Origin of the sequence: Sphingomonas sp. Leaf231 (assembly GCF_001421995.1) — a bacterium.
Lineage (GTDB): Bacteria > Pseudomonadota > Alphaproteobacteria > Sphingomonadales > Sphingomonadaceae > Sphingomonas.
Genome location: NZ_LMLS01000004.1, coordinates 88,913 through 112,977 on the forward strand (window position 1 = coordinate 88,913; position 24,065 = coordinate 112,977).

21 protein-coding genes and 2 riboswitches are annotated in these 24,065 nt (G+C 67.2%); of the genes, 14 read left to right on the forward strand and 7 right to left on the reverse strand.

Translation table 11 applies throughout. The annotated features are described in order from the left end of the window. Positions 1-108: 108 nt before the first annotated feature. Both infC and ASE95_RS13445 read left to right on the forward strand, forming a co-directional pair. Entirely contained in the window at positions 109-642 is a 534-nt protein-coding gene (gene infC / locus ASE95_RS13440; protein ID WP_056637164.1) for a translation initiation factor IF-3, read from the forward strand. 213 nt (positions 643-855) lie between these two features. Further along, a complete protein-coding gene (locus ASE95_RS13445; protein ID WP_056637167.1) occupies positions 856-3,669 on the forward strand; it encodes a TonB-dependent receptor in 2,814 nt (937 codons plus the stop codon). A gap of 105 nt (positions 3,670-3,774) precedes the next feature. Here ASE95_RS13445 and proS read toward each other — a convergent pair whose 3' ends face one another. Continuing rightward, positions 3,775-5,304 carry a proline--tRNA ligase gene (gene proS / locus ASE95_RS13450; RefSeq protein WP_056637170.1) on the reverse strand — a complete coding sequence of 510 codons (1,530 nt, stop codon included), beginning with the start codon at positions 5,302-5,304 and terminating at the stop codon, positions 3,775-3,777. A gap of 88 nt (positions 5,305-5,392) precedes the next feature. Here proS and ASE95_RS13455 point away from each other — a divergent pair, with 88 nt between their 5' ends. Continuing rightward, on the forward strand, positions 5,393-6,292 hold the full coding sequence (locus tag ASE95_RS13455; RefSeq protein WP_056637751.1) for a DMT family transporter: 900 nt from the start codon (positions 5,393-5,395) through the stop codon (positions 6,290-6,292). Between the two features lie 82 nt (positions 6,293-6,374). Here the strand turns inward: ASE95_RS13455 and gcvPB are convergent, their stop codons facing one another. From gcvPB to gcvT, 4 genes are all read right to left on the reverse strand, one after another. Next, the gene (gene gcvPB / locus ASE95_RS13460) at positions 6,375-7,949 is read right to left on the reverse strand and encodes an aminomethyl-transferring glycine dehydrogenase subunit GcvPB (RefSeq protein WP_056637173.1); all 1,575 of its coding nucleotides are present in this window, start codon (positions 7,947-7,949) and stop codon (positions 6,375-6,377) included. Then, positions 7,946-9,304: an aminomethyl-transferring glycine dehydrogenase subunit GcvPA gene (gene gcvPA, locus ASE95_RS13465; protein WP_056637754.1), complete on the reverse strand. Its 1,359-nt coding sequence runs from the start codon at positions 9,302-9,304 to the stop codon at positions 7,946-7,948. The genes gcvPB and gcvPA overlap by 4 nt, the downstream gene beginning before the upstream one ends. 120 nt (positions 9,305-9,424) lie before the next feature. Continuing rightward, positions 9,425-9,796 (reverse strand): glycine cleavage system protein GcvH, encoded by a 372-nt coding sequence (gcvH, locus tag ASE95_RS13470; RefSeq protein WP_056637176.1) that lies wholly within the window; start codon positions 9,794-9,796, stop codon positions 9,425-9,427. A 1-nt stretch (position 9,797) separates the two neighbouring features. Beyond that, positions 9,798-10,946: a glycine cleavage system aminomethyltransferase GcvT gene (gcvT, locus tag ASE95_RS13475; protein WP_056637756.1), complete on the reverse strand. Its 1,149-nt coding sequence runs from the start codon at positions 10,944-10,946 to the stop codon at positions 9,798-9,800. 59 nt (positions 10,947-11,005) lie between these two features. Then, a riboswitch (glycine riboswitch) is annotated at positions 11,006-11,108 on the reverse strand. Then, positions 11,109-11,210, reverse strand: a riboswitch (glycine riboswitch). Between the two features lie 119 nt (positions 11,211-11,329). Between gcvT and ASE95_RS13480 the strand changes: the two genes are divergently transcribed. After that, positions 11,330-11,593, forward strand: a complete 264-nt coding sequence (locus ASE95_RS13480; protein ID WP_056637179.1) for a hypothetical protein — start codon at positions 11,330-11,332, stop codon at positions 11,591-11,593. On the opposite strand, the gene ASE95_RS13485 is transcribed toward ASE95_RS13480, so the two are convergent. Both ASE95_RS13485 and ASE95_RS13490 read right to left on the reverse strand, forming a co-directional pair. Next, positions 11,586-12,779, reverse strand: a complete 1,194-nt coding sequence (locus tag ASE95_RS13485; protein WP_056637182.1) for an MFS transporter — start codon at positions 12,777-12,779, stop codon at positions 11,586-11,588. The two genes, ASE95_RS13480 and ASE95_RS13485, sit on opposite strands and share 8 nt — an antisense overlap. Positions 12,780-12,939: 160 nt before the next feature. Continuing rightward, positions 12,940-14,130, reverse strand: coding sequence for a PQQ-dependent sugar dehydrogenase (locus ASE95_RS13490; RefSeq protein WP_443025460.1), 1,191 nt, complete (start codon positions 14,128-14,130; stop codon positions 12,940-12,942). A 179-nt stretch (positions 14,131-14,309) separates the two neighbouring features. Between ASE95_RS13490 and rimP the strand changes: the two genes are divergently transcribed. The 10 genes from rimP to rpsO all read left to right on the forward strand — a co-directional run bounded on the left by rimP (position 14,310) and on the right by rpsO (position 23,933). Continuing rightward, positions 14,310-14,915 (forward strand): ribosome maturation protein RimP, encoded by a 606-nt coding sequence (gene rimP, locus ASE95_RS13495; protein WP_235528327.1) that lies wholly within the window; start codon positions 14,310-14,312, stop codon positions 14,913-14,915. Continuing rightward, positions 14,915-16,666: a transcription termination factor NusA gene (gene nusA / locus ASE95_RS13500; protein ID WP_082450143.1), complete on the forward strand. Its 1,752-nt coding sequence runs from the start codon at positions 14,915-14,917 to the stop codon at positions 16,664-16,666. Before rimP ends, nusA begins: the two co-directional genes overlap by 1 nt. Next, positions 16,666-16,896 (forward strand): tautomerase family protein, encoded by a 231-nt coding sequence (locus ASE95_RS13505; RefSeq protein ID WP_056637185.1) that lies wholly within the window; start codon positions 16,666-16,668, stop codon positions 16,894-16,896. The genes nusA and ASE95_RS13505 overlap by 1 nt, the downstream gene beginning before the upstream one ends. Then, positions 16,877-17,611 carry a DUF448 domain-containing protein gene (locus ASE95_RS13510; protein WP_156348042.1) on the forward strand — a complete coding sequence of 245 codons (735 nt, stop codon included), beginning with the start codon at positions 16,877-16,879 and terminating at the stop codon, positions 17,609-17,611. Before ASE95_RS13505 ends, ASE95_RS13510 begins: the two co-directional genes overlap by 20 nt. Then, the gene (gene infB, locus ASE95_RS13515; protein WP_056637187.1) at positions 17,608-20,457 is read left to right on the forward strand and encodes a translation initiation factor IF-2; all 2,850 of its coding nucleotides are present in this window, start codon (positions 17,608-17,610) and stop codon (positions 20,455-20,457) included. Before ASE95_RS13510 ends, infB begins: the two co-directional genes overlap by 4 nt. A gap of 113 nt (positions 20,458-20,570) precedes the next feature. Continuing rightward, complete coding sequence (rbfA, locus tag ASE95_RS13520; RefSeq protein ID WP_200918834.1) at positions 20,571-20,966, forward strand: 30S ribosome-binding factor RbfA; 396 nt, start codon at positions 20,571-20,573, stop codon at positions 20,964-20,966. A 327-nt stretch (positions 20,967-21,293) separates the two neighbouring features. Next, complete coding sequence (locus ASE95_RS13530; RefSeq protein ID WP_056637196.1) at positions 21,294-21,905, forward strand: thymidine kinase; 612 nt, start codon at positions 21,294-21,296, stop codon at positions 21,903-21,905. Positions 21,906-22,051: 146 nt separating this feature from the next. After that, complete coding sequence (locus tag ASE95_RS13535; RefSeq protein WP_056637199.1) at positions 22,052-22,744, forward strand: site-2 protease family protein; 693 nt, start codon at positions 22,052-22,054, stop codon at positions 22,742-22,744. A 1-nt stretch (position 22,745) separates the two neighbouring features. Beyond that, positions 22,746-23,645 (forward strand): tRNA pseudouridine(55) synthase TruB, encoded by a 900-nt coding sequence (truB, locus tag ASE95_RS13540; RefSeq protein ID WP_056637202.1) that lies wholly within the window; start codon positions 22,746-22,748, stop codon positions 23,643-23,645. Between the two features lie 18 nt (positions 23,646-23,663). Then, a complete protein-coding gene (gene rpsO / locus ASE95_RS13545) occupies positions 23,664-23,933 on the forward strand; it encodes a 30S ribosomal protein S15 (protein WP_022686230.1) in 270 nt (89 codons plus the stop codon). Positions 23,934-24,065: the final 132 nt, after the last annotated feature.

Consider the following 24,065-nt stretch of genomic DNA (forward strand, 5'->3'; position numbering starts at 1 on the left):
GTTCCGAACCCGTCGTATCGTCCCCGGGGAGAACGTCTTTCAAAACGCCTGCGGATGCCCTATGTTGAGACCGTAATTGTATTAGGAGCTTTACCCATACGTCCTCCCATGATGCGCCGACCCAATCAGGCGCCTCCGATGAACGGCCCGCGGTTCAATGAGTGGATCCAGAGCCCCAAGGTCCGCGTGATCGATCACGAGGGAGAGAACCTTGGCGTGATGTACACGCGCGAGGCGATGGATCAGGCCAAGGAGCTCGGGCTCGACCTGGTCGAGGTATCGCCGAACGCCGATCCGCCCGTCGCCAAGTACCTCGACGTCGGCAAGTTCAAGTACGAGGCGCAGAAGAAGGCGAACCTCGCCCGCAAGTCGCAGAAGACGCAGGAGATCAAGGAGATCAAGATGCGTCCGAACATCGACGACCATGATTACGACACCAAGATGAAGAAGGTGGCGGAGTTCATCGGCGAGGGCGACAAGGTGAAGGTCACCATGCGTTTCCGCGGGCGCGAGCTGAGCCATGGCCAGTTGGGCATGGCCGTGCTCCAGCGAGTCGCCGAGCAGGTGCAGGACGTCGCCAAGGTGGAGGCCTATCCGCGCATGGAAGGCCGCCAGATGTTGATGGTGCTCGCACCCAAATGATGCGCGGGGCGGAGACGCCCCCGATCCTGCGAACGGCCAGCATGCCGTAACGTCCGCCGCGCCTCACCCGCGCGGCGGAATTGTGTCCGGCCAACACGATCTTCGAAAATTCGACGATGGCCCAGAAAAACTCTGGACGCGCAGGAAGGCTGCGTTACGCTCGCCCAATACCGAACCTTCAAAGAGTTCGGATGTTTTGGGAGAGAGAGCGCCATGCGTCTTACCGCCACCCTTCTGTCCACCGTCGCCGCGGTCCTCGCCACCCCGGCGGTGGCGCAGGATCAGACCAGCCCCGTCACCACCAACGCCGCCGTGGCCGGACAGGCCGATACCGCCGCCGCGCAAGCCGGGGATACCGGCGTAATGAACGCGGGCGACATCGTGGTCACCGCCACGCGCCGTGCCGAACGGCTGGCCGACGTGCCGATCTCGATCACCGCTGTGAACCAGGCGTCGTTGCAGAATTCGGGCGCGACCGACATCCGCCAGATGACGCAGCTTGCGCCGTCGTTGAACGTGTCGTCGACGGGATCGGAGGCCAATGCCTCGGCACGCGTCCGCGGCATCGGCACGGTCGGCGACAACCCCGGCCTGGAAAGCTCGGTCGCGGTGTTCATCGACGGTGTTTATCGCAGCCGTACCGGCTCCGGCCTGAACGATCTGGGCGAGGTCGACCGGATCGAGGTGCTGCGCGGGCCGCAGGGGACGCTGTCGGGACGCAATTCGTCCGCAGGCGCGATCAACATCTATACCAAGGCACCGTCGTTCGACTTCGGCGGCTATGCCGAGGGGACGTACGGAAATTACGATTTCTTCCGCGCCGCCGGTGCGTTGACCGGGCCGATCGTCAAGGACCTGCTCGCCTTCCGCATCGATGGCGTCGCATCGAAGCGCGACGGCTTCTACCGCGACGTCGTCAACGACACCGATTACAACAACCGCGATCGCTGGTTCGTGCGCGGGCAATTGCTGCTGGAGCCATCGCCCGATTTCTCGCTGCGGCTGATCGGCGACTATACCCGCCGCGACGAGAAATGCTGCGGGGCGGTCTACGTCGACACCCGCGAGAAGACCGATCCGACCCCCGGCGCACCCGGCGATTACGCGATCAATCCGGGCGGCAACCGCATCGTCAGCGTCATGAATCAGATCGGCGCACTGCGCGGCTACCCCGCCGGCAGCGTCTTCCCGTCCGGGAACGATCCCTACAGCCGGCGCATCGCGTTCACGCCGGGGCGCGCCTATTCCAACGTGACCAGGGAATATGGCGGATCGGGACAGATCGACTGGAACTTCGGCGGCGCGGCGCTGACCTCGATCACCGCCTATCGCGAATACAAGTCCGACGGGGCGAACGACATCGACGCCAACGTGCTCGACATCGGCTATCGCCCGGACGACGGCAACAACTACCGTCAGTTCCACACCTTCACGCAGGAATTGCGGCTGAACGGCGAGGCATTCGGCGATCGGCTGAACTGGCTGGTCGGCGGCTTCTTCAGTAACGAGGATCTTCAGGTCGTCGACAATCTGAAGTTCGGGCGCGACTACGGCGCCTTTGCGGCGTGCCGGATCGTTGCGACGATCAACCCCAACGCCGCGCTGCGCAATCCCGCCAATCCGGGCTGCCTGAGTGCGGCCGGCTCCGCGATCCTGCAAGGTCAGGCGCCGGGCACCACCGCGGCATTCGGCGCGGCGACCCCGATCGTCCTGGGCAGCATCCGGCTGCTATCGACGCTGAACGATCTCGGCACCACGCGCGATGTCTACAACCAGAACAGCAAGAGCTTCGCGATATTCACGCACAACATCCTGCGGCTGACCGACACGCTGTCGCTGACCGCGGGCCTGCGCTGGACGCGCGAGCAGAAGGACTTCGACGCCACGTTCGGCAACAACAACAATGTCTGTCCGCAGGTGCAGGCGCTGCTGGGCGCGGGACAGGGCGGCAATCTGTTTAACAATCCCCAGCTTGCCGCGCTGACCCGCGGGATCGCGACGTTGGCCTGTACCGGCAATTCCTCCAGTGCGCTGAATGGCCGGACGATCAGCGACAAGCTGCGCGAGAACCAGGTTACCGGCACCGCGGTGCTCAGCTGGAAGCCCAGCGACCGCGTGATGACCTATGCCAGCTATTCGCGCGGCTACAAGGCGGGCGGTTACAACCTCGACCGCTCCGATCTGGGCGATGCCTATACCTCGGCGACGATCGCCAATATCGATGCCGGGCGGTTGCGTTTCGATCCCGAGACGGTCAACGCCTATGAAGTCGGCGTGAAATACTCCAGCCGCCGCTTTACCTTCAACCTCGCCGGCTTCCGGTCGGAGTTCAAGAACTTCCAGCTGAACACCTTCAACGGCACCAATTACGTTGTCGAGAATATCGGATCGTGCTCGGACGGGCTGGGCGGCGCCGATCGCGACGCTTCGCTGGCGACCGGCGCGTGCACCGGCGACGTGAAATATGGCGTGGTCAGCCAGGGCGTGGAGGCGGAAGCCGGCATCTATCCGGTCGAGCATCTCGCCTTCAACCTCGGCTATACCTTCGCCGACACGAAGTACCGCCGCGATCTGGTCGGCTCCGACCGGGGTGCACCGCTCGATCCCGCACTGTTCCTGCTATCGGGTTCGCAGATGTCGAACGCGCCGCGCAACGTCATCACCACGTCGGTCAGCTGGTCCCCGCCGATCGGCAGTTCGGGCATGTCGGCGCTGTTCTACATCGACCAGCGGACGGTGTCGGATTACAACACCGGGTCGGACCTGTTCATCGAGAAGGAGCAGGACGGCTTCACGCTGGTGAATGCGCGCATCGGCCTGCGCGGCGATCGCGATCGCTGGGCAGTCGAGATATGGGCGCAGAACCTGCTCGACACCGATTACCAGCAGGTCGCCTTCAACGCGCCGTTCCAGGGGGCGGGCAGCCAGCAGCAAGTGCAGGCGTTCGGCGGGGTCGGGAATCAGTTGTTCACGTCCTTCCTGGCCGAACCGCGTACCTATGGCCTGACGCTGCGCACGCGGTTCTGACCGCGCCGTCGCGGGCAGACCAGGTCAGCCCGCATCGGGTCGACATGCCGCGACCCCGGACATCGTACCGTCACCCCGGACCCGGTCCGGGGTGACGCGATGCGGTCAATAGGCGCGGCCGACCAGCACGCGTTCTACCGCCGTTTCACCGGTAAACACGCACGCGCCGTCCGCCGCCGCCTGCCCCATCGGAGCATTGCGCAGCGTCAGCTTCAGCGTCTTCAACCGCTCCACGACCGCCTCCAGCGCAGCGCCGGTCGGGCGCGACCATTGCACTTCCAGCCAGCCCGGGTTCTTCGCCCCTTCCGCGAAATGCGCCTCGACGATGCCCCAGTCCGCCGCCGGGGCGATGTTCGCGTCGAGACGCGCCTTGGCCTGATCGAACAACGCCTGCTGTATCTCCGCCAACAACGCCGGCGCGCCCGCGGCGAAGCCGTCGCGGGCGACCGCGGCACTGTCGAGCTTGCCATCGGCGCGGTATAGCCGGTCGCGGCGGATGACGGAGATATTGCCCGCCGCCATGTCGCGCCCGCCGACCTCGATGACGACCGGTGCACCCTTCTTCACCCAGCCCCAGCGCTTGGTGGTCGATTTCACCGGCTTGAGATCGAGCAACGCGCGCACCGGCTCTCCGAACGCGCTCTCTTTCGCCAGCGCCTGCTGCAATTCGCGGCAATAGGCGACCAGCGCCTCGTCCTCGGGCGCATCGCGCAGCATCGGGACGATGACCACCTGCCAGGGCGCGACGCGCGGCGGCACGCGCAGCCCGTCGTCGTCGCCGTGCACCATGATGAGCGCGCCGATCATCCGTGTCGACACGCCCCAGCTCGTCGTGTTGGCGTGCTCCAGCTGCCCCTCGGCATTCTGGAAGCGGATGTTCTGGGCCTGCGCGAAGTTGGTGCCGAGGAAGTGCGAGGTGCCCGCCTGCAACGCCTTGCCGTCCTGCATCATCGCCTCGATCGACCAGGTGCCGACCGCGCCGGGAAAACGCTCGTTCTCCGGCTTTTCACCCGCGATCACCGGAACGGCGACGCACTCCTCGGCGAACTCGCGATAGACCTCCAGCATCTTCAGCGTTTCCTCGCGTGCCTCGTCGGCGGTGGCGTGGGCGGTATGCCCCTCCTGCCACAGGAATTCGGCGGTACGCAGGAACATCCGCGTACGCATCTCCCACCGCACGACATTGGCCCATTGATTGATGAGCACCGGCAAGTCGCGCCACGACTGGACCCAGCGCGCGAAGGCATGGCCGATCACCGTCTCGCTGGTCGGGCGCACGACCAGCGGCTCCTCCAGCTTCGCGGCGGGGTCGGGCACCAGCCCGCCCTTCCCGTCGGCGATCAGACGATGGTGCGTGACGACCGCCATCTCCTTGGCGAAGCCTTCGACGTGCGCAGCCTCCTGCTCGAAATAGGATAGCGGGATGAACACCGGGAAATAGCAGTTTTCGTGACCGGTCGCCTTGATCCGGTCGTCGAGCAGCCGCTGGAACCGTTCCCAGATGCCGTAGCCCCATGGGCGGATGACCATGCAACCGCGAACGCCGGATTCCTCGGCCATGTCGGCCTCGGCGATGACGGACTGATACCAGGCGGAGAAATCGGCCTCGCGGGTGACGGAGAGAGCATGCTTCATGCGCGCGGCGATAGCGGCAAAACGGGGCCCTCGCCAAGCGGCAACGCGCGGGGTTCCTTTGCTGCGGCGCGGCAGCTACGAGGCGCGGATGTCCGGTGACCGCGTCCTGAAGGGCATCGCCTTGCGCCTGCTCGCGATCTTCTTCCTGTCGACGATGTCGGCACTGGTGAAGCTGGCCGAGACGCGCGGTGCCTCGCTGCCCGAAACGATGTTCTGGCGACAGGCATGCGCGCTGCCGATCGTGCTAGCCTTCGTCGCCGCCACACGCGGGCTGGGATCGTTGCGGACGACGCGGATCAGGGGCCATCTGGCGCGCTCGCTGGTGGGCGTGGTCGGCATGATCTTCACGTTCGGCGCGGTGCTGTTGCTGCCGTTGGCCGAGGCGACGACGTTCCAGTTCACGGTGCCGATTTTCGCGACGATCCTGGGCGCGCTGGTGCTGCGGGAGCGGACGGGCGCGAAACGCTGGGCGGCGGTGCTGGTCGGCTTCGCGGGCGTGCTGGTGGTGGCGCAGCCGGGCGGCGGCGCGCACGTGCCGCTGTTCGGCGCGATCGTCGGCCTGCTCGCGGCGTTGTTCGTGGCGCTGGTCGCGATCCTGCTGCGCCAGTTGCGCGACGAACCGTCGGGGACGACGGTCTTCTGGTTCTCGGTGATGACGCTGCCATTGATCGCGGTGCCCTATGCCTTCCAGCTGAAGGCGCACGATCCGCTGACGTGGCTGAACCTGGCGGCGATCGGGATGGTCGGAGGGCTGGGGCAATTGGCGCTGACCGGTGCGGCGAAGCTGGCCCCGGTGTCGAGCGTGGTGCCGATGGATTATTCCGGGCTGATCTGGGCGACGCTGTATGGCTGGCTGCTGTTCGGGGTGCTGCCCACGCCGATGACGTGGCTGGGCGCACCGATCATCATTGCCAGCGGGCTGTTCATCGTCTGGCGCGAGCAGCGGCTGGGCAAGCGGCAGACGGTGACCGCCGCTCCCGAGGATTGACGGGCGCGCGCGCCATCCGATGCGGCGGGCCGTCATCGCGAGCACGGCGACCTTCCGCCACGCCCGCGATGACGGCTTCCGCTTACTCCGCTGCCTCGGCCTGCTGAACCGGCGGCTTCCACGTCAGGATCGGCTTGCGCGCCGCCAGCGTCTCGTCGAGGCGAGCGCGGGGGGCGAAATGCGGCGCGGTCTTGAGCGACGGATCACCCGCCTTCGCCCGTTCCGCCACCGATCGCAGCGCGCCGATGAACTGGTCGAGCGCGGCGCGGCTCTCCGTTTCGGTCGGCTCGACCAGCATCGCGCCGTGCACCACCAGCGGGAAGTACATCGTCATCGGGTGGAACCCCTCGTCGATCAGCCCCTTGGCCGCGTCGATCGTCGAAAAGCCCGCCGCGAAGCCCTTATCCGAGAAGATCGCCTCGTGCATGCATGGCCCGGCACCCGCGAACGGTGCGTCCAGCACGTCCTCCAGCGAACGCAGCACGTAATTGGCGTTGAGCACCGCATCCTCGGCCACCTGCTTCAGACCATCGGCACCGTGGCTGAGGATGTAGGCGAGCGCGCGGGTGAACATGCCCATCTGCCCGTGGAAGGCGACCATCCGCCCGAACGTGTCGGGGTGATCGTCGCCCGCGGTCTCTTCCTCGATCAACTGGATGTGGCCATCGGCCATCCGTGCGGTGAACGGCAACGGGCCGAACGGGGCCAGCGCCTCCGACAGCACCACCGGCCCCGAACCCGGCCCTCCCCCGCCATGGGGGGTGGAGAAGGTCTTGTGCAGGTTGATGTGCATGGCGTCGACGCCGAGATCGCCCGGCCGCACGCGTCCGACGATCGCGTTAAAGTTCGCGCCGTCGCAATAGACGTAGCCGCCCGCCGCATGGACCGCGTCCGAAATGCGCTTCAGATCGCGCTCGAACAGGCCGCAGGTGTTGGGGTTGGTGATCATCACCGCCGCCACGTCCGGCCCCAGCCGCGCCTCCAGCGCCGCGGTGTCCACCCGGCCGTCGGCGTTGGCGGGAATGTCCTCCACCGTGAAACCGGCGAAAGCGGCGGTCGCGGGATTCGTGCCGTGGGCGCTTTCCGGCACCAGCACGACCTTGCGATGGCCCTCGCCGCGTTTCTCCAGCGCGGCCTTGATCGCCAATATGCCGCACAGTTCGCCATGCGCGCCGGCCTTCGGCGACATCGCGACGCCGTGCATGCCGGTCAGCTTGATGAGCCACACCGCCAGTTCGTTGATGACGCCCAGCGCGCCCTGCACGGTATCCACCGGCTGGAGCGGGTGGACGTCGGCAAAGCCCGGCATCCGCGCCACTTTTTCGTTCAGGCGCGGATTGTGCTTCATCGTGCACGAACCGAGCGGGAACAGCCCCAGGTCGATCGCGTAATTCTGCCGGCTGAGCCGGGTGTAATGGCGCACCGTCTCCTGCTCGGACAGACCGGGCAGCCCGATCGGCGCCGTGCGCGTCAGGTCGCCCAGCCGCGATCCGGCCACGTCACCTCCGGCGAAATCGACGCCGGTGGTTTCGGTGGAGCCGATCTCGAAGATCAGCGGCTCTTCCAGCATCAGCGCCTTGTTGCCGGTGAAGGTCGGAGCGGCGTTGCCACCCGCGACCGGCGACGTGGGCTTCCAGCCGCTTGCGTTGATGCTCATGCCAGTGCCTCCTGAAGCGCGGTCGCCAGCGCCTCGATATCCTCGTCGGTCACCGTCTCTGTCACGGCGACGATCAGCCCGTTTCCAAGCAACGCCTCGGTCGGATACAGCCGCCCTAGCGATACGCCCGCCAGCACGCCGCGATCGGCCAGCGCGCGCACCACCGGCCGCGCCTCCTGCCCGATGTCGAGCGTGAACTCGTTGAAGAACGTGTCGTTGACGACGCGCACGCCCGGCACCGTCGCCAGCCGCGCCGCCGCACGACACGCGCCCGCATGGTTCAGCGCCGCGAGCCGGCGCAGCCCCGCCTCGCCCAGCAGGGTCATGTGGATCGAGAAAGCCAGCGCGCAAAGCCCCGAATTCGTGCAGATGTTGCTGGTCGCCTTTTCACGGCGAATATGCTGCTCACGCGTGGACAGCGTCAGCACGAAGCCGCGCCGCCCCTCCGCATCCACGGTCTGCCCGCATAACCGGCCGGGCATCTGGCGGACGTATTTCTCCTTGCAACCGAACAGGCCGACGTAGGGACCGCCGAATTGCAGGCCGACGCCCAGCGACTGCCCCTCACCGACGACGATGTCGGCGTCCATCTCGCCCGGGGAGCGCAACGCGCCCAGCGCGACCGGCTCGGTCACGACCGCGATCAACAGCGCCTTCTTCGCATGACACGCTTCCGCCAGCGGGGTCAGATCCGCGATGCGCCCGAGGATGTCCGGATATTGCACGACCACGCACGACGTATCTTCGTCGATTTTCGCGATCAGCGTGTCGACGTCGGTCTCCGCGGTCAGCGCCGGCACCGCCACGTCCAGCGCGTCGCCGGTGTATTTGGCCATCGTCTTTGCGACGGAGACGTAATGCGGATGCAGCCCGCCCGACAGGATCGCCTTGCCGCGCCGCGTGATCCGTCGCGCCATCCCGATCGCTTCCCAGCAGGCGGTCGAACCGTCGTACATGCTGGCGTTCGCAACGTCGGTGCCGAGCAGCGCGGCGACCTGCGTCTGGAACTCGAACAGCATCTGAAGCGTGCCCTGCGCGATTTCCGGCTGATAGGGCGTGTAGGCGGTCAGGAACTCGCCGCGCTGGATCAGATGATCGACGCTGGCGGGCACATGGTGGCGATATGCACCCGCGCCCAGGAAGAACGGCACTTCACCCGCGACCGTGTTCTTGCGGGCGAGCGCGGCCATGTGGCGCTCCACCGCCAGTTCGCTGGCATGCATCGGCAGGTCGTGGATCGGGCCGTCGAGCCGCGCGGCTTCGGGAACGTCGGCGAACAATTCGTCGATCGACGACGCGCCGACCACGGCCAGCATCTCGCGGCGATCAGTGGCGGTAAGGGGCAGGTAGCGCATGACGGTCTTCCCAAGAACCGTCACCCCGGCCGGGCCGGAGTCCCGTGCCGCAGATGCGTCCCCGGTGAGGTCGCGCATGCGGCACGGGATGCCGGCGGTGGCCGGCATGACGGCGGTGTTTTAGAGCTTGCCGACGAAGGCGGCGTAGGCAGTTTCGTCCATCAGCGCGTCCAGCTCGGACGCATCCGACAGCGTGATCCTGAAGAACCAGCCCTCACCTTCCGGATCGCTGTTCACCAGCGCCGGTTCGTCGGTCAGCGCCGGATTGCCCTCCACGACGTTACCGGACACCGGCGAATATACGTCCGACGCGGCCTTCACGCTTTCGACCACGGCCGCTTCGTCGCCCTTGCCCAGCGAACGGCCCGCATCGGGCACCTCGACGAACACGATGTCGCCAAGCTGGCTTTGCGCATAATCGCTGATCCCGACCGTACCGGTGTCGCCCTCGACATCGATCCACTCATGATCTTCGGTGAAATAACGGCTCATCTTACTTCACTCCTCGGAAGTACCGGTGGGGAACGAACGGCATCGTGGTGACGGTGGCGCGGTGCGTCTTGCCACGCTGCGAAAGGGTGACGACCTGCCCCGGCACCGCATCGGCGGCGGGGACATAAGCCATCGCGATCGGCAATCCGACGGTCGGCGCGAACCCGCCGCTCGTGACCCGGCCGACGACCACGCCGGATGCATCGACGACGTCCGCGCCCTCGCGCACCGGCTGACGCCCCTCGATCACCAGTCCGACGCGCTTGACGGCGGGGCCATCCTCCCGCTCGGCCAGGATGCGCGTGGCACCGGGGAAGTCGGCGGCCTCGCGCCGGCGCTTGAACAGCGCGAAGCCGAGATCCGCCTGAACCGGCGTGGTCTGCGGATCGAGATCGTGGCCGTAGAGCGGCAAGCCCGCTTCCAGACGCAGCGAGTCGCGCGCGCCCAGCCCGATCGGCCGGATCTCGGGCTGCGCGGCCAGTGCGTCGGCGAATGCCTCCACCGCCTCGGCCGGCACCGACATCTCGACGCCGTCCTCGCCGGTGTAGCCGGAACGGCTGATCCACAATTCGTGGCCGTTCCACTCGAACGCGCCCGCCTGCATGAAGGTCAGCGCCGCAATCCCCGGCACCAGCCGCGCGACCGCCTCGACCGCCTTGGGCCCCTGGACGGCGAGCAGGGCGTGATCCTCCATCATGTTGAGGGTCACGTCGTCGGGCAGATGCTCGATCATGTGCGCGACATCGTCATATTTGGTCGCACCGTTGACGACCATGTAGATGCGATCGTCGCCCAGCGGCGTCAGCATCAGGTCGTCGAGCACGCCGCCGTCGTCGTTCAGCAGCAGCGAATACCGCGCCTTGTTCAGTGGCGCGTCGTGGATAGCGGCGGGCATCAACGCCTCCAGCGCAGTAGCGACGTTCGGGCCGGTGATGTTCAGCTGCCCCATATGGCTGACATCGAACAGGCCGGCGTTCTCGCGCGTCCACAGATGCTCGGCCATGATGCCTTCGTACTGGACGGGCATGTGATAACCGGCGAACTCGACCATCCGCCCGCCCCGCGCGCGATGCCATGCATCGAGCGGCAGCGTCAGGATTTCGAGCGGCTCGAAACCATCGTCTTCTTGGGTGGCGTGGGCGTCGCTCATCGTCTTGGTCTTCCGTCGCAAAGGGCCGGTCGAGCGGGGAAAGGCTTCCCCACGATCCGGTTTCCCCCTCTGTCACGGGACCTGAGAGCTTTCCTCGCCTGGGCGAGTTACCCCTTCGGTGGGCGCGTGGCAGGAGCCGCGCGCCGCTTTCCAGAGTGTCGATATGCCGGCGCGGTCCCTGCTGCCTGAGAGATTCCGGGGTGGTTGCTCCTTCGGCGGCGGCTGATGGCCTTGAAGGCCGCCGCGCTCTCCCGCGCCTGCGTATGCCGGTCACCCGGCATCGACCAGACGTCCTCTACGCCAGCCGTCCATCGAGTCAATCGCGGAAGTGGAGCCGTCACGCCTGCGGAACGTTAGCCATCGCAGGAGCCAAGGAGAACGATATGGACACCGCCACTTCGCCCGTCGTCGAACGGATCGCGCGGGTGCTCGCCGCGCAACATCTAAGCGCCAACGGCCACGGCACCACCGAATCGGCCAGCGCGCTGGTCGATGCGCAGTGGAAGGCTCACCGGGACGATGCGATCGCGGTCCTGCATACGATGCGCGCGCCCAGCCCGGCGATGGCCGCGGCGGGCGACGTCGCGGTCTGGGAGCGTATGGTGCTGGCCGCGATCGCCGAGGCGAAGCCGGGCATCGTCATGTAGCGCGCGCGTCGGTGCGGCGCTGAAGCAGCCACGAAGCGGCCAACACCGCGAGGCCGCATAGTGCCAGCACCGCACCGACCGGGCCGGTCGAGGTCCAGCCGTAACCGCCGGCGATCGCCATCCCGCCCAGCCATGGGCCGAGCGCGTTGGCGGTGTTGAACGCCGAATGGTTCAACGCCGCCGCCAGCGACTGCGCATCGCCCGCCACGTCCATCAGCCGCGTCTGGAGCACGGTGCCCAACGCCCCGCCGAACCCGATCGCCACCATCGCGATCAGCACCGTTGCCATATGCTGCGCCGCCAGCGGCCACAGCAGCAGCGCAATCAGGCTCCACACCAATATCGCCGCGGCCGTCGGCAGCAGCGCGCGGTCCGCGAACTTCGGCACGATCAGATTGCCCGCCGTCATCCCGACGCCGAATGCCGCCAGCGCGAACGGCACCATGCGCGGCCCGACCTGCGTCACCGCCGCCATGGTATCGGCAAGATAGGTGTAGACTGCGAACAAACCGCCGAACCCGATCGCGCCGATGCCGAGCGTCAACCACACTTGCGGCCGGCGCAGCGCGCTCAGCTCCGCCAACGGGCTGGCGGTGGGGTCGCCCCGGTCGCGCGGCGCCACGAGCGCGACCAGCGCAGCGGTCAGCGCCGCCAGCCCGGCGACCACCACGAAGCACGATCGCCAGCCCATCAACTGTCCCATGAAATTCGCGAGCGGCACACCGACGATCGTCGCGACGGTCAGCCCCAGGATCACGCGCGCCACGGCCTGGGTGCGCCGCCCCTGATCAACCAGCGAGGCGGCGACCAGCATCGCGATCCCGAAATAGGCACCATGCGGCAGGCCCGCCATGAAGCGGAACAACATCATCCACCCGTAGGTAGGGGCAAGCGCCGACAGCGCGTTCCCCAGGGCGAACAACGTCATCAGCGCGACCAGCAGGTGCCGCCGCGCCATCCGCGCGCCCAGCACCGCCAGCAACGGCGCACCGACGACCACGCCGAGTGCATAAGCGCTGATGACGTGACCGGCGGTGGGCGAGTCGACGCCCAGGTCTCGCGCCATGTCGGGCAACAGGCTCATCGTCGCGAATTCGGTCGTGCCGATCGCGAAACCGCCGACGGCCAGCGACAAATGGATGATGCCGACCGGTGCATCGCGCCGCTCGGCAATGGCGGTGGCCATGCGCGTTCCCCGAATATCTGCTTGTTCTGCTAGTCGCCTAGCTGGCAATGCTGCGGTGCAGCGTCAAGGGTGCACATACCGGGTGGGCGTTCGGCCCGACCTTCGGCGCGAGCGGAGTGTCCGGTCTGCCATCGCACCGGCACCCCGCGCGCGCCGCCGCTTACGCCGCCGGCGTCAAACGCAGCAGGCGGCCTTGCGAATCGCCGCCATCTTCCAGCACGTAGATCGCGCCCTCTGGACCTTGCTCGACCTCGCGAATACGCGCGCCGAGCGACCATTGGTCGCCCTTCGCGGCATTCGTCCCGTTCAGGTCGACGCGGACCAGCGATTGCGACGACAACCCGCCGATGAAAGCGTCGCCTTTATATTGTGGGAACAGGTCGCCGGAATAGATCATCAGCCCGCCGGGCGAGATCACCGGGTTCCACCAGACCCTGGGCGCTTCATAACCGTCGCCGGCCGCATGGTCGGGTATGTCGGTGCCATCGTAATTCGATCCGTTCGACACGTTCGGCCAGCCGTAATTGCGCCCGGGAAGGATCAGATTGACCTCGTCCCCGCCCTTGGGCCCCATCTCCTGCTCCCACAGATTGCCCTGCGCATCGAAGGCGATACCCAAAAGATTGCGATGGCCGTAGCTCCACACCTCGGGCAGGAACCCCTGCGTCGCCAGCGGATTGCCGGGGGCCGCCGTGCCGGCTGGGGTGAGTCGCAGCACCTTGCCCAGCGATCCCGTCTTGTCCTGGGCAGGCGTGAACTTCTGCCGGTCGCCCGCGGTGAAGAACAGGTACTGACCGTCCGGCGAGAAGGCGACCCGGCCAGAGAAATGTCCGTCGCCATCGACCTGCGGGCTGGCGCGATACAGCGTCTCGATCCCGGTCAACTGCTCCGCTCCGGCCGCGCCCGACAGGGTGCCGCGGGCCAGCACCACCCCCTTGCCGCCGGTGCCGACGGCGGAATAGCTGAAATAGACGCGCTTGCTGGTCGCGAAGTCAGGCGCGATCACCACGTCCATCAATCCGCCCTGCCCCGCCGCGCTGACCGGGATAGTCGCGATCGTGCGCCGCGACGCGCCATCAGCGGAGACCAGCAACATCTGCCCGGCCTTTTCGGTGACCAGCATGCGCCGGTCGGGCAGGAAGGTCATCGCCCAGGGCGCATCGAAATCGGCAACCACCGCACGCGCGAAGGGCGTTCCGGCCACCGGCGTGCCGCTCGGCGACGGAGTCGGCGCCGGCACCGATGGCACGGTCGGCGCGTCGGCAGCGGGCTGTGACGATGCCGCTTCCTCGCCATTGCAGGCGGTGGCGGCGCTCAGCACCAACGCGACGAACGCAAGACGATGGACCAACCCGGCACTCCTTGTTCGATTGTGTTTCGATCCACAAAGCCGCGGCAGGTCCATTGTTCCCCTGACGCCGGTATCGCGCTTGCGGGTCGACGACGGTGGCGCTATATGAACTTTGCTTTCTCTTACATCGCGAGGTGCAAGGGGCTGCGGGGCCTGCTCCGCGGCGGCAACAAACGTATGTGCGGAAGGTGCATTTGAACGACATCACTCCCCTGATCCGGCTGATCGAACCCGAGGCGCAAGCACTTGGTTTCGCACTGGTGCGCGTCCGCCTGTTCGGCAAGGACGACGAGCGTACGTTGCAGGTGATGGCCGAGCGCCCGGACACCCGGCAGCTGACGATCGACGATTGCGCCACGCTGTCGCGCCGCCTGTCGGACAAGCTCGACGCGCTGGAAGAGGCCGGGCAGGACCCGATCGAGGGTGCATACCGGCTTGAGGTGTCGTCGCCCGGCATCGACCGCCCGCTCACCCGTCCGCAGGATTTCACCGACTGGACCGGCCATGAAGCGCGCATCGTGTTGACCGAGCCGGTCGACGGACAGAAGCAGTTCAAGGGCGATCTTGAAGGCATCGACGGCGATAACCTGATCGCGATCCGCCATCCGCGCACCGGGGTGATCGCGCACGTGCCATTCGCGCTGATCGCCGATGCCAAGCTGGTGCTGACCGATCGCCTGATCGACGCCACCGTCCCGCTCTCGATGGAGGGCGCGGACGAAGAGATTAACGACACCTCCGCCGATACGACCGCGGACGGGGAAGAAGAAGAGGAAATCCACTGATGGCCACCGGCGTCACCGCGAACCGTGCGGAGCTGATCGCGATCGCCAATTCGGTCGCTTCGGAAAAGATGATCGACAAGGCGATCGTCGTCGAGGCGATGGAAGATGCGATCCAGCGTGCGGCGCGTACCCGATACGGCCAGGAAATGGACATCCGCGCCAAGCTGGACGCCAACAACGGCGACTTGCGCTTGTGGCGCGTGGTCGAGGTGGTCGAGGTGGTCGACGACATCTACAAGCAGGTCGATGTCGACGGCGCGCAGAAGCTGCAGCCGGGCGCGAGCGTCGGCGACTATCTGGTCGACCCGCTGCCCCCGATCGAGTTCGGCCGGATCCAGGCGCAGGCCGCCAAGCAGACGATCTTCCAGAAGGTCCGCGATGCCGAGCGCGAGCGCCAGTACGAGGAATACAAGGAGCGCGCCGGCGAGATCATCACCGGCGTCGTGAAGCGCGTGGAGTTCGGCCACATCGTCGTCGACCTGGGCCGCGCCGAGGGCGTGATCCGTCGCGACGCACAGATCCCGCGCGAAGTGGTGCGCGTGAACGACCGCATCCGCTCGCTGATCCTGAAGGTGGTGCGCGAGAACCGCGGACCGCAGATCTTCCTCAGCCGCGCGCACCCCGACTTCATGAAGAAGCTGTTCGCGCAGGAAGTGCCCGAGATCTACGACGGCATCATCGAGATCAAGGCCGCCGCGCGCGATCCGGGCAGCCGCGCCAAGATCGGCGTCATCAGCCATGACAGCGGCATCGATCCGGTCGGCGCATGCGTCGGCATGAAGGGCAGCCGCGTGCAGGCCGTCGTGCAGGAGATGCAGGGCGAAAAAATCGACATCATCCCGTGGTCGCCCGACACCGCGACCTTCGTCGTCAATGCGTTGCAGCCGGCGAACGTCGCGCGCGTGGTGATCGACGAGGAAGAGGATCGCATCGAGGTGGTGGTGCCCGACGACCAGCTGTCGCTGGCGATCGGTCGCCGTGGCCAGAACGTCCGCCTTGCCAGCCAGTTGACCGCCAAGGCGATCGACATCCTGACCGAAACCGACGCCAGCGAGAAGCGTCAGCAGGAGTTCGTCAAGAATTCCGAGACGTTCCAGAACGAGCTGGACGTCGACGAAACGCTGGCACAGCTGATGGTCGCCGAGGGATTCGGCGCGCTGGAAGAGGTCGCCTATGTCGAGCTGGACGAACTGGCCGGTATCGAGGGCTTCGACGAGGATCTCGCGCAGGAATTGCAGAGCCGCGCGCAGGAAGCGCTCGATCGCCGCGAGCAGGCCAACCGCGAAGAGCGGCGGGCGCTGGGCGTCGAGGACGCGCTGGCCGAGCTGCCATACCTGACCGAAGCGATGCTGGTGACGCTGGGCAAGAAGGGCATCAAGACGCTCGACGATCTCGCCGATCTGGCAACCGACGAACTGGTCGAGAAGAAGCGCCCCGAGCCACGTCGCCGCAACGACGACGCGCCGCGCCGCACCGACCGCCCCGAGAACAAGGGCGGCGTGCTGGGCGAGTACGGGCTGAGCGACGAACAGGGCAACGAGATCATCATGGCCGCACGCGCCCACTGGTTCGACGACGAGCCGGCTGCGGCGCCTGTCGCAGCCGCGGTGGAAGCGGATGCTGCTGCTGGTGACGAACAGGCTGACGCACCCGTCGCAGACGATCAGGCCGAGTTGCCCGTCGCGGACGATCAGGCCGACACGTCCGTCGAGGCCGAAGAAGCCGAAAAGCCGGAGGATCGGAACGCCTGATGCCGTTCGTGTCGATCCGACTGGCGGGCGCGGCGACGCGCGAACAAAAGGCGGGGATCGTGGCGGATGTCACGTCCTCGCTGGTCGCGCGGCTGGGCAAGAACCCGGCCGCGGTGCAGGTCGTGATCGAGGAAGTGTCCACCCAAAACTACGGCGCGGGCGGGCAGTTGCTTGCCGATCGCGATGCGCCGGCCGCCGGGGGAGACGCTCATGCGGAACCCCGGCGATGAGACGCTGACCGCCGCTCCCGAGCGTTCCTGCATCCTGACCCGCGAGCGCGCGTCGCCCGCCGCCCTCGTGCGGCTGGCGCTGGCCCCCGACGGGCGCGTGCTGCCCGACGTGCGCGCCAAGGCGCCGGGGCGCGGCGCGTGGATCGGTGTGCCGCGCGACACGCTGGACCAGGCGGTCGCGAAGGGCAAATTGCGTGGCGCACTGGCGCGCGCGTTCAAGTCCGCCGAGTTCACCATCCCCGACGACCTGCCGGCATTGATCGCCGCCGCGCTGGAGCGCAACGCGCTCGACCGGCTGGGCCTCGAGTCGCGCAGCGGATCCGTGCTGACCGGGTCGGAGCGCATCGAAACGGCGGCGCGTTCGGGCAAGCTGCACGCGCTGTATCATGCCGCCGACGCGTCCGATGATGGCCGTCGCAAGCTGGCGCAGGCATGGCGCGTCGGCACCGATCGCGAGGGAAGTGACCTGAGGGGCTTGGCGTTGCCGGTCGGGCGCCCCATATTGTCGTTGGCGCTGGGCCGCGAGAATGTGGTACACGTCGGCGTCATCGACCGCGCGGCGGCCAAACGACTCAGCGAAGCGCTCGATCGTTGGCTGCACTTTATCGGCCCTGATCCATACACAGCACCTTGCGCTACGGCCGCGCAAGGCGCATCGGCGCCCGGCACCGCCGGGCCCGCACCGGCCGTGAGACTGCACGAGGAATTTGAGTGAGCGAGACCGACAACGACAAGCCGAAGCTCGGAATGCGGCAGCCATTGGGGCTGAAGCGCACGGTCGAGACCGGCAAGGTGAAGCAGAGTTTCAGCCACGGCCGTAGCAATACGGTGGTGGTCGAGGTGAAGCGTCGCCGCGTGCTCGGTCCGCAGGGCGGCGCGCCGGATGCGACGCCGGCACCGGCACCGGAGCCCACGCCGGCACCGGTTGCCGCCGCACCCGCGCGTCCCGCGCCGCGCCCGCCGGTCTCGAACGAGACGGCGCAGGAGCGGCAGGCGCGCCTGCTTCGCGACGCCGACGAGCAGCGCATGAACACGATGGAAGATGCCCGTCGTCGCGAGGATGCGGAACGCCAGCGCGCCGCTGACGAAGAGCGTCGTCGCACCGAGGAGCGCGCACGTGTCGAGGCCGAGCCGGCGAAGGCGCCGGAGCCGGCTGCTGCGCCCGCAGCGCCCGCAGCGCCCGCAGCGCCCGAGCCGGTGGCTGAGCAGCCCGCTCCTGCGCCGGTTATGGAGACCCCCGCTCCGTTCGCGGAAAAGCCCGCACCGGCTGCGGAGCCGACCCCGGCTCCTGTCGCTACGGCTGCACCGACGCCTGCGTCCGCACCGACGCCGGCTCCGGCGGCGACGCCCGCACCGGCTCCGGTCGCCGCCCGGCCTGCGCCCAAGCCGGCGCTGTCCGCGCGTCCGGTGACGACACCTGCGCCGCGTCCCGAACTGGGCCGCGACCCGTCGATGCCGGCCCCGCGCCGCTTCTCGCCGGTCGTCCGTCCTGAAATCCCCAAGCCGCAGCCCAAGCCCGAGCCGAAGCCTGCTGCCCCGGCCCCCGCGGCGGCGGCCCCGGCTGCTGGCGGTGGCAATTCGGCCTCGCGCAATCTGCCGAGCGGCCAGGCGACGCCGCGCAACAACACCCCCGCGCGTCCGCAGCAACGCGATCGCAAGGGTGACGAACGTCGCGGCGGCAAGCTGACCGTCAACCGTGCGCTCAACGAAGATGGCGCCCGCGCGCGCAGCCTCGCCGCGCTGAAGCGGGCACGCGAGAAGGAGAAGCGTGGCTTCGGCGGCCCGCGCGAGCCGCAGGCCAAGCAGGTCCGCGACGTGCAGGTGCCGGAAGCGATCACGGTCCAGGAACTCGCCAACCGTATGGCGGAACGCGGTGCCGATCTGGTCAAGACGCTGTTCAAGATGGGCATGCCCGTCACGATGACGCAGACGATCGATCAGGACACCGCCGAGCTGCTGGTGACCGAATTCGGCCACAACATCGTTCGCGTATCCGCGTCGGACATCGATCTGGTGATGGACACGACCGAGGACGCCGTGGAGACGCTTCAGACGCGTCCGCCCGTCGTTACGATCATGGGCCACGTCGATCACGGCAAGACCAGCCTGCTCGACGCGCTGCGCGGCACCGACGTGGTGCGCGGCGAGGCCGGTGGCATCACGCAGCACATCGGCGCCTATCAGGTGACGTTGAAGGACAAGTCGAAGATCACCTTCCTCGACACGCCGGGCCACGAAGCGTTCACGCAGATGCGCGCGCGTGGTGCCGACGTCACCGACATCGTCGTGCTGGTCGTGGCCGCCGACGACGGTCTGATGCCGCAGACGATCGAGGCGATCAACCACACCAAGGCGGCGGGCAAGCCGATGATCGTGGCGATCAACAAGATCGACAAGCATGATGCGAACCCCCAGCGGGTGCGTGAGCGCTTGCTGGAGCATAACATCCAGGTCGAGATGATGGGCGGCGAGACGCAGGACGTCGAAGTGTCGGCCTTGAAGAAGATCGGGCTGGACGAGCTGATCGAGAAGATCCAGCTGCAGGCCGAGTTGCTCGACCTGCGCGCCAACCCCGATCGCCCGGCCGAAGGCAGCGTGATCGAGGCGAAGCTCGACAAGGGTCGTGGCCCGGTGGCCACGATGCTGGTCACGCGCGGCACGCTGAAGGTCGGCGACATCTTCGTCGTCGGCGCGGAAAGCGGCAAGGTTCGTGCACTGGTCGACGACAAGGGCCGCCAGCTCAAGGAAGCGGGTCCGTCGATGCCGGTCGAGGTGCTCGGCATTTCGGGCACGCCTTCCGCCGGCGATCAGCTGCAGGTGGTCGAGAACGAGCAGCGTGCGCGCGAGGTTGCCGAGTATCGGCAGAGCGTGGTGCTGGCCAAGCGTACGACGACCGCACCGACCAGCCTCGAGAACATGTTCTCGGCGCTTCGGGCCAATGCGGCGATCGAATATCCGCTGGTCGTCAAGGCCGATACGCAGGGCACCGTCGAGGCGATCGTCGCGTCGATCAACAAGATCTCGACCGATCTCATCAAGGCGCGGGTGCTGCACTCGGGCGTGGGTGGCATCACCGAGAGCGACGTCACGCTGGCAGGCGCATCGGGGGCACCGATCATCGGCTTCCACGTTCGCGCCAATGCCAAGGCGCGCGAGATCGCCGAGCGGCAGAAGGTGGCGTTGAAATATTACGACGTCATCTACGACCTGATCGACGAGATCCGCGCCGGCATGGCGGGCGAGCTCGGGCCGGAAGCGTTCGAGACCGTGGTGGGGCGTGCGGAAATCCGCGAGGTCTTCTCCGCGGGCAAGCACGGCCGCGCGGCGGGTCTGCTGGTTACCGAGGGCGTCATCCGCAAGGCGCTCAAGGCACGCATCACGCGCAACGACGTCATCATCTACAGCGGCGAGATCGCGTCGCTGCGTCGCTTCAAGGACGATGTCGCCGAAGTGCGTGCGGGGCTGGAGTGCGGTGTCACGTTCACGCAGAACTTCACCGACATCAAGGCGGGTGACTATCTCGAAACCTTCGAGGTCGAATTGCGCGAGCGCACGCTGTAAGGACACCTGTCGTGCCGGCATGGGCCGGCATGTCGCGCCGCGGGAGCCATGGACCGGCTCCCGCGGCCGGTGCCCACCGGTGACGGGGGGCGATGCGCCACGGGAGTCGGGTGATGCAGAATCAACCCCAGGAAAAGTCCGTCCGCACCCTGCGCGTCGGCGAACAGATCCGGCATATCCTGTCGGAAGTTCTCGCGCGTGGCGACGTGCATGACGAAACGCTGAACTCGCACATGGTCAGCGTCACCGAAGTGCGCATGTCGCCTGACCTGCGCCATGCTACGGTGTTCGTGAAGCCGTTGCTCGGCAAGGACGAGGAAGCGGTGCTCAAGGCGCTGCGCACCAATACCGCCTATCTCCAGCGCGAAGTCGCGACCCGCGTCAAGATGCGCTACGCCGCGAAGCTGAAGTTCATCTCCGACGAAAGCTTCGACGAGGGGAGCCACATCGACGCGCTGCTCCGCCGCCCCGAGGTCGCGCGCGATCTGGAGAACGATGCGAACGATTGACGTCGCCGCACGCCCATCGCAACCTTTTGTAGTGAATGACATTTTCGGCCGAGGCGCGGATCGGGTCGGTCGATCATGGGCGGGTGCGGTGATCCGGTTCGCGGACCGTCGGCCCGCCCTCGCCGCTTCGGACGGGTCGCCGCTTGATGTTCAGGCCGCTTTCGATGCTCCCGAACGTCGCAAGATGATCTCGCCGGCGCGCGACCACGCCAAAGCGTCGATCGTAGCCGGCGCGGCGGCTGAGTGCGCGACGTCGGGCGCGCCCGGCACGGTCCGTCGCGGCACCGGCGCCGACCGCTTGACCTCGGCCGCAGGATCAGCCGCCTGATGGCCAAGCTCTATTTCTACTACGCCAGCATGAACGCGGGCAAATCGACCAACCTGTTGCAGGCCGACTTCAATTATCGTGAGCGCGGCATGGCGACCATGCTCTTCACCGCGGCGATCGATGATCGCGCCGCAGCCGGGACGATCAGTTCGCGCATCGGGTTATCCGCGCCCGCGACGATGTTCGATCCGGCCACCGATCTCGTCGCCTGCGTGCTGCATCGTCATGCCGACACGCCGCTCGCCTGCGTGCTGGTCGACGAAGCGCAATTCCTTACCGGTCCGCAGGTCGATCAACTCGCCTGTCTTGCGGACCGGCACGATATGCCGATCCTCGCTTACGGTCTGCGCACCGACTTTCGCGGCGCCCTGTTCGAGGGATCGGCGCGGCTGCTGGCGCTCGCCGATGCGCTGGTCGAGATCAAATCGGTCTGTGCATGCGGGCGCAAGGCGACGATGAACCTGCGCGTCGACGCCGCAGGCGCGCCGGTTGCGGAGGGCCGGCAGACCGAGATCGGCGGCAACGACCGCTATGTCGCGCTGTGCCGGCGGCATTTCTCGGCAGCCTTGGCTGCGGCCGACGCGCAAGCATCATACCGAGGTCCCGCCTGACGACCTCGCTTCGCGAAACAGGCATGTGGTGGGCGACCGTATCGCGCGTATTCGGACAAGCCAGCCATACCGCCCGGAGCGGATACGGCGGGCGTATGGCCCCTGCCACCTAGCCTTCCCCTCGCCCCTGCCCTATCTGGGCCGGCATGAACCCCAACGGCATCATCTGGTCCGCGGCGATCTGGATCATCCCGCTGGTGATCGCGATCGTCTTTCACGAAGTCGCGCATGGCCTTGCAGCGCGCACGCTCGGCGATCCGACCGCGCACGAACAGCGCCGGCTGTCGTTGAACCCGCTGCGTCACGTCGATCCGATCGGCACGGTCGTGCTGCCGCTGATGCTCGCCATCGCGAAGGCGCCGGTGTTCGGTTGGGCCAAGCCGGTGCCGGTCGACGCCAGCCGCCTGCCCCATCCGCGCCGCGACATGATGCTGGTGGCGCTGGCGGGTCCGGGGTCCAATCTGATCCTGGCGCTCATCGGTGCCGTGCTGCTGGGGCTGTTCACGCGCGATATCTACGGCGTCGCGCCGGGCAGCCTGAGCGCCTTCGTCGCCGCCAACCTGCTGAACTTCGTCCTCATCAACGTCTTCCTCGCGATCTTCAACCTGATCCCGCTGCCCCCGTTCGACGGCGGGCACGTCGTGGCCGGGCTGTTGCCGGAACGGCTGGCGCGACGCTGGGATCAGCTGGCGCGCTTCGGCTTCCCGCTGTTGATCGTGCTGCTGCTCGTCCTGCCGTCGCTGGTGCCGGGCGCGAACATCGTCCAGCGGCTGGTCGCCCCGCCGGCGCAGGCGCTGGCGGCATGGTATCTGGGACTGGCCGGCGCGATCGGTGGTTGAGATGCACGGCTGGCTGATCCTCGACAAGCCGCTTGGGCTCGGCTCGACGCAGGGCGTTTCTGCGGTCAAGCGCGCGCTGCGCACCGGCGGCTACGGCAAGTTCAAGGTCGGGCATGGCGGCACGCTGGATCCGCTCGCGACGGGCGTGTTGCCGATCGCGATCGGCGAGGCGACGAAGCTCGCCGGGCGTATGCTCGACAGCGACAAGGTTTATGATTTCACGATCCGGTTCGGCGAGCAGACCCACACGCTGGACCGTGAAGGGATGGTAATCGCGCGCAGCGATGTACGACCGACCCGCGAAGCGCTCGACGCGCTGCTGCCGCGGTTCACCGGCCCCATCGCGCAAGTCCCTCCCGCCTATTCGGCGCTGAAGGTCGATGGCCAGCGCGCCTACGATCTGGCGCGCGCCGGCGAGGAGGTGGTGCTGGCGACCCGCGACGTGACGGTGCACGACCTGACGGTTTGCCACGGCGGGGAGCGTCGGGACGCTCCGCTGGAAGACGTCACGCTCACCGCGCATGTCAGCAAGGGCACATACATCCGCAGCCTGGCGCGCGACATCGCGCTGGGGCTCGGCACGGTGGGCCACGTCACCCTCCTGCGACGTACCAGGGCGGGGCCGTTCGACCTGACGCAGGCGATTACGCTGGACAAACTCGACGAAATCGCTAAGGCGCGCAGCCTTGAACATTCTCTCCTGCCATTGGGTGCAGGGCTGGACGACATCCCGGCTCTGACGCTCGACCCCGACCAGGCAGGGGCGCTCCGCCAAGGGCGCGTTCTGGCCGGGATTGCCGCCGACGACGGCTCATGTTTCGCCATGCTGGACGGTACGCCCGTCGCGCTGGTGGAAGTGGAAAGCGGCTTCGTCCGTGTCGTCCGCGGCTTCAACCTGTAAGATGTCGAAGGAAGATACATGACGATCACCGCAGAACGCCGTCAGGAAGTCATCAAGGATCATGCCCGCGCCGAAGGCGACACCGGTTCGCCGGAAGTGCAGGTCGCGATCCTGACGGAGCGGATCAAGAACCTGACCGAGCATTTCAAGGGCCACGCGAAGGACAACCACTCCCGCCGCGGCCTGCTGATGATGGTCAACAAGCGGCGCTCGCTGCTCGACTATCTCCGCAAGAAGGACGGTGACCGCTACGTCGCGCTCATCGCCAAGCTCGGCCTCCGCAAGTAACAGCAAGGGGCGGCCCGCAAGGCCGCCCCTTTTGTCATCCCGGATACACATCCGGGGTCCAGCAGAACCGGGCGCGACCGCGCCCTCCCCGGCCAGCTGGAGCCGGGATGGAGGAAGGACAATAAGGTCCGA

Excerpts from the sequence above, each read along its gene's own strand:
- infC (WP_056637164.1), top strand. The coding sequence starts at position 109 with ATGATGCGCCGACCCAATCAGGCGCCTCCGATGAACGGCCCGCGGTTC.
- ASE95_RS13445 (WP_056637167.1), top strand. The coding sequence starts at position 856 with ATGCGTCTTACCGCCACCCTTCTGTCCACCGTCGCCGCGGTCCTCGCC.
- proS (WP_056637170.1), bottom strand. The coding sequence starts at position 5,304 with ATGAAGCATGCTCTCTCCGTCACCCGCGAGGCCGATTTCTCCGCCTGG.
- ASE95_RS13455 (WP_056637751.1), top strand. The coding sequence starts at position 5,393 with ATGTCCGGTGACCGCGTCCTGAAGGGCATCGCCTTGCGCCTGCTCGCG.
- gcvPB (WP_056637173.1), bottom strand. The coding sequence starts at position 7,949 with ATGAGCATCAACGCAAGCGGCTGGAAGCCCACGTCGCCGGTCGCGGGT.
- gcvPA (WP_056637754.1), bottom strand. The coding sequence starts at position 9,304 with ATGCGCTACCTGCCCCTTACCGCCACTGATCGCCGCGAGATGCTGGCC.
- gcvH (WP_056637176.1), bottom strand. The coding sequence starts at position 9,796 with ATGAGCCGTTATTTCACCGAAGATCATGAGTGGATCGATGTCGAGGGC.
- gcvT (WP_056637756.1), bottom strand. The coding sequence starts at position 10,946 with ATGAGCGACGCCCACGCCACCCAAGAAGACGATGGTTTCGAGCCGCTC.
- ASE95_RS13480 (WP_056637179.1), top strand. The coding sequence starts at position 11,330 with ATGGACACCGCCACTTCGCCCGTCGTCGAACGGATCGCGCGGGTGCTC.
- ASE95_RS13485 (WP_056637182.1), bottom strand. The coding sequence starts at position 12,779 with ATGGCCACCGCCATTGCCGAGCGGCGCGATGCACCGGTCGGCATCATC.
- nusA (WP_082450143.1), top strand. The coding sequence starts at position 14,915 with ATGGCCACCGGCGTCACCGCGAACCGTGCGGAGCTGATCGCGATCGCC.
- ASE95_RS13505 (WP_056637185.1), top strand. The coding sequence starts at position 16,666 with ATGCCGTTCGTGTCGATCCGACTGGCGGGCGCGGCGACGCGCGAACAA.
- ASE95_RS13510 (WP_156348042.1), top strand. The coding sequence starts at position 16,877 with ATGCGGAACCCCGGCGATGAGACGCTGACCGCCGCTCCCGAGCGTTCC.
- rbfA (WP_200918834.1), top strand. The coding sequence starts at position 20,571 with ATGCAGAATCAACCCCAGGAAAAGTCCGTCCGCACCCTGCGCGTCGGC.
- ASE95_RS13530 (WP_056637196.1), top strand. The coding sequence starts at position 21,294 with ATGGCCAAGCTCTATTTCTACTACGCCAGCATGAACGCGGGCAAATCG.
- ASE95_RS13535 (WP_056637199.1), top strand. The coding sequence starts at position 22,052 with ATGAACCCCAACGGCATCATCTGGTCCGCGGCGATCTGGATCATCCCG.
- truB (WP_056637202.1), top strand. The coding sequence starts at position 22,746 with ATGCACGGCTGGCTGATCCTCGACAAGCCGCTTGGGCTCGGCTCGACG.
- rpsO (WP_022686230.1), top strand. The coding sequence starts at position 23,664 with ATGACGATCACCGCAGAACGCCGTCAGGAAGTCATCAAGGATCATGCC.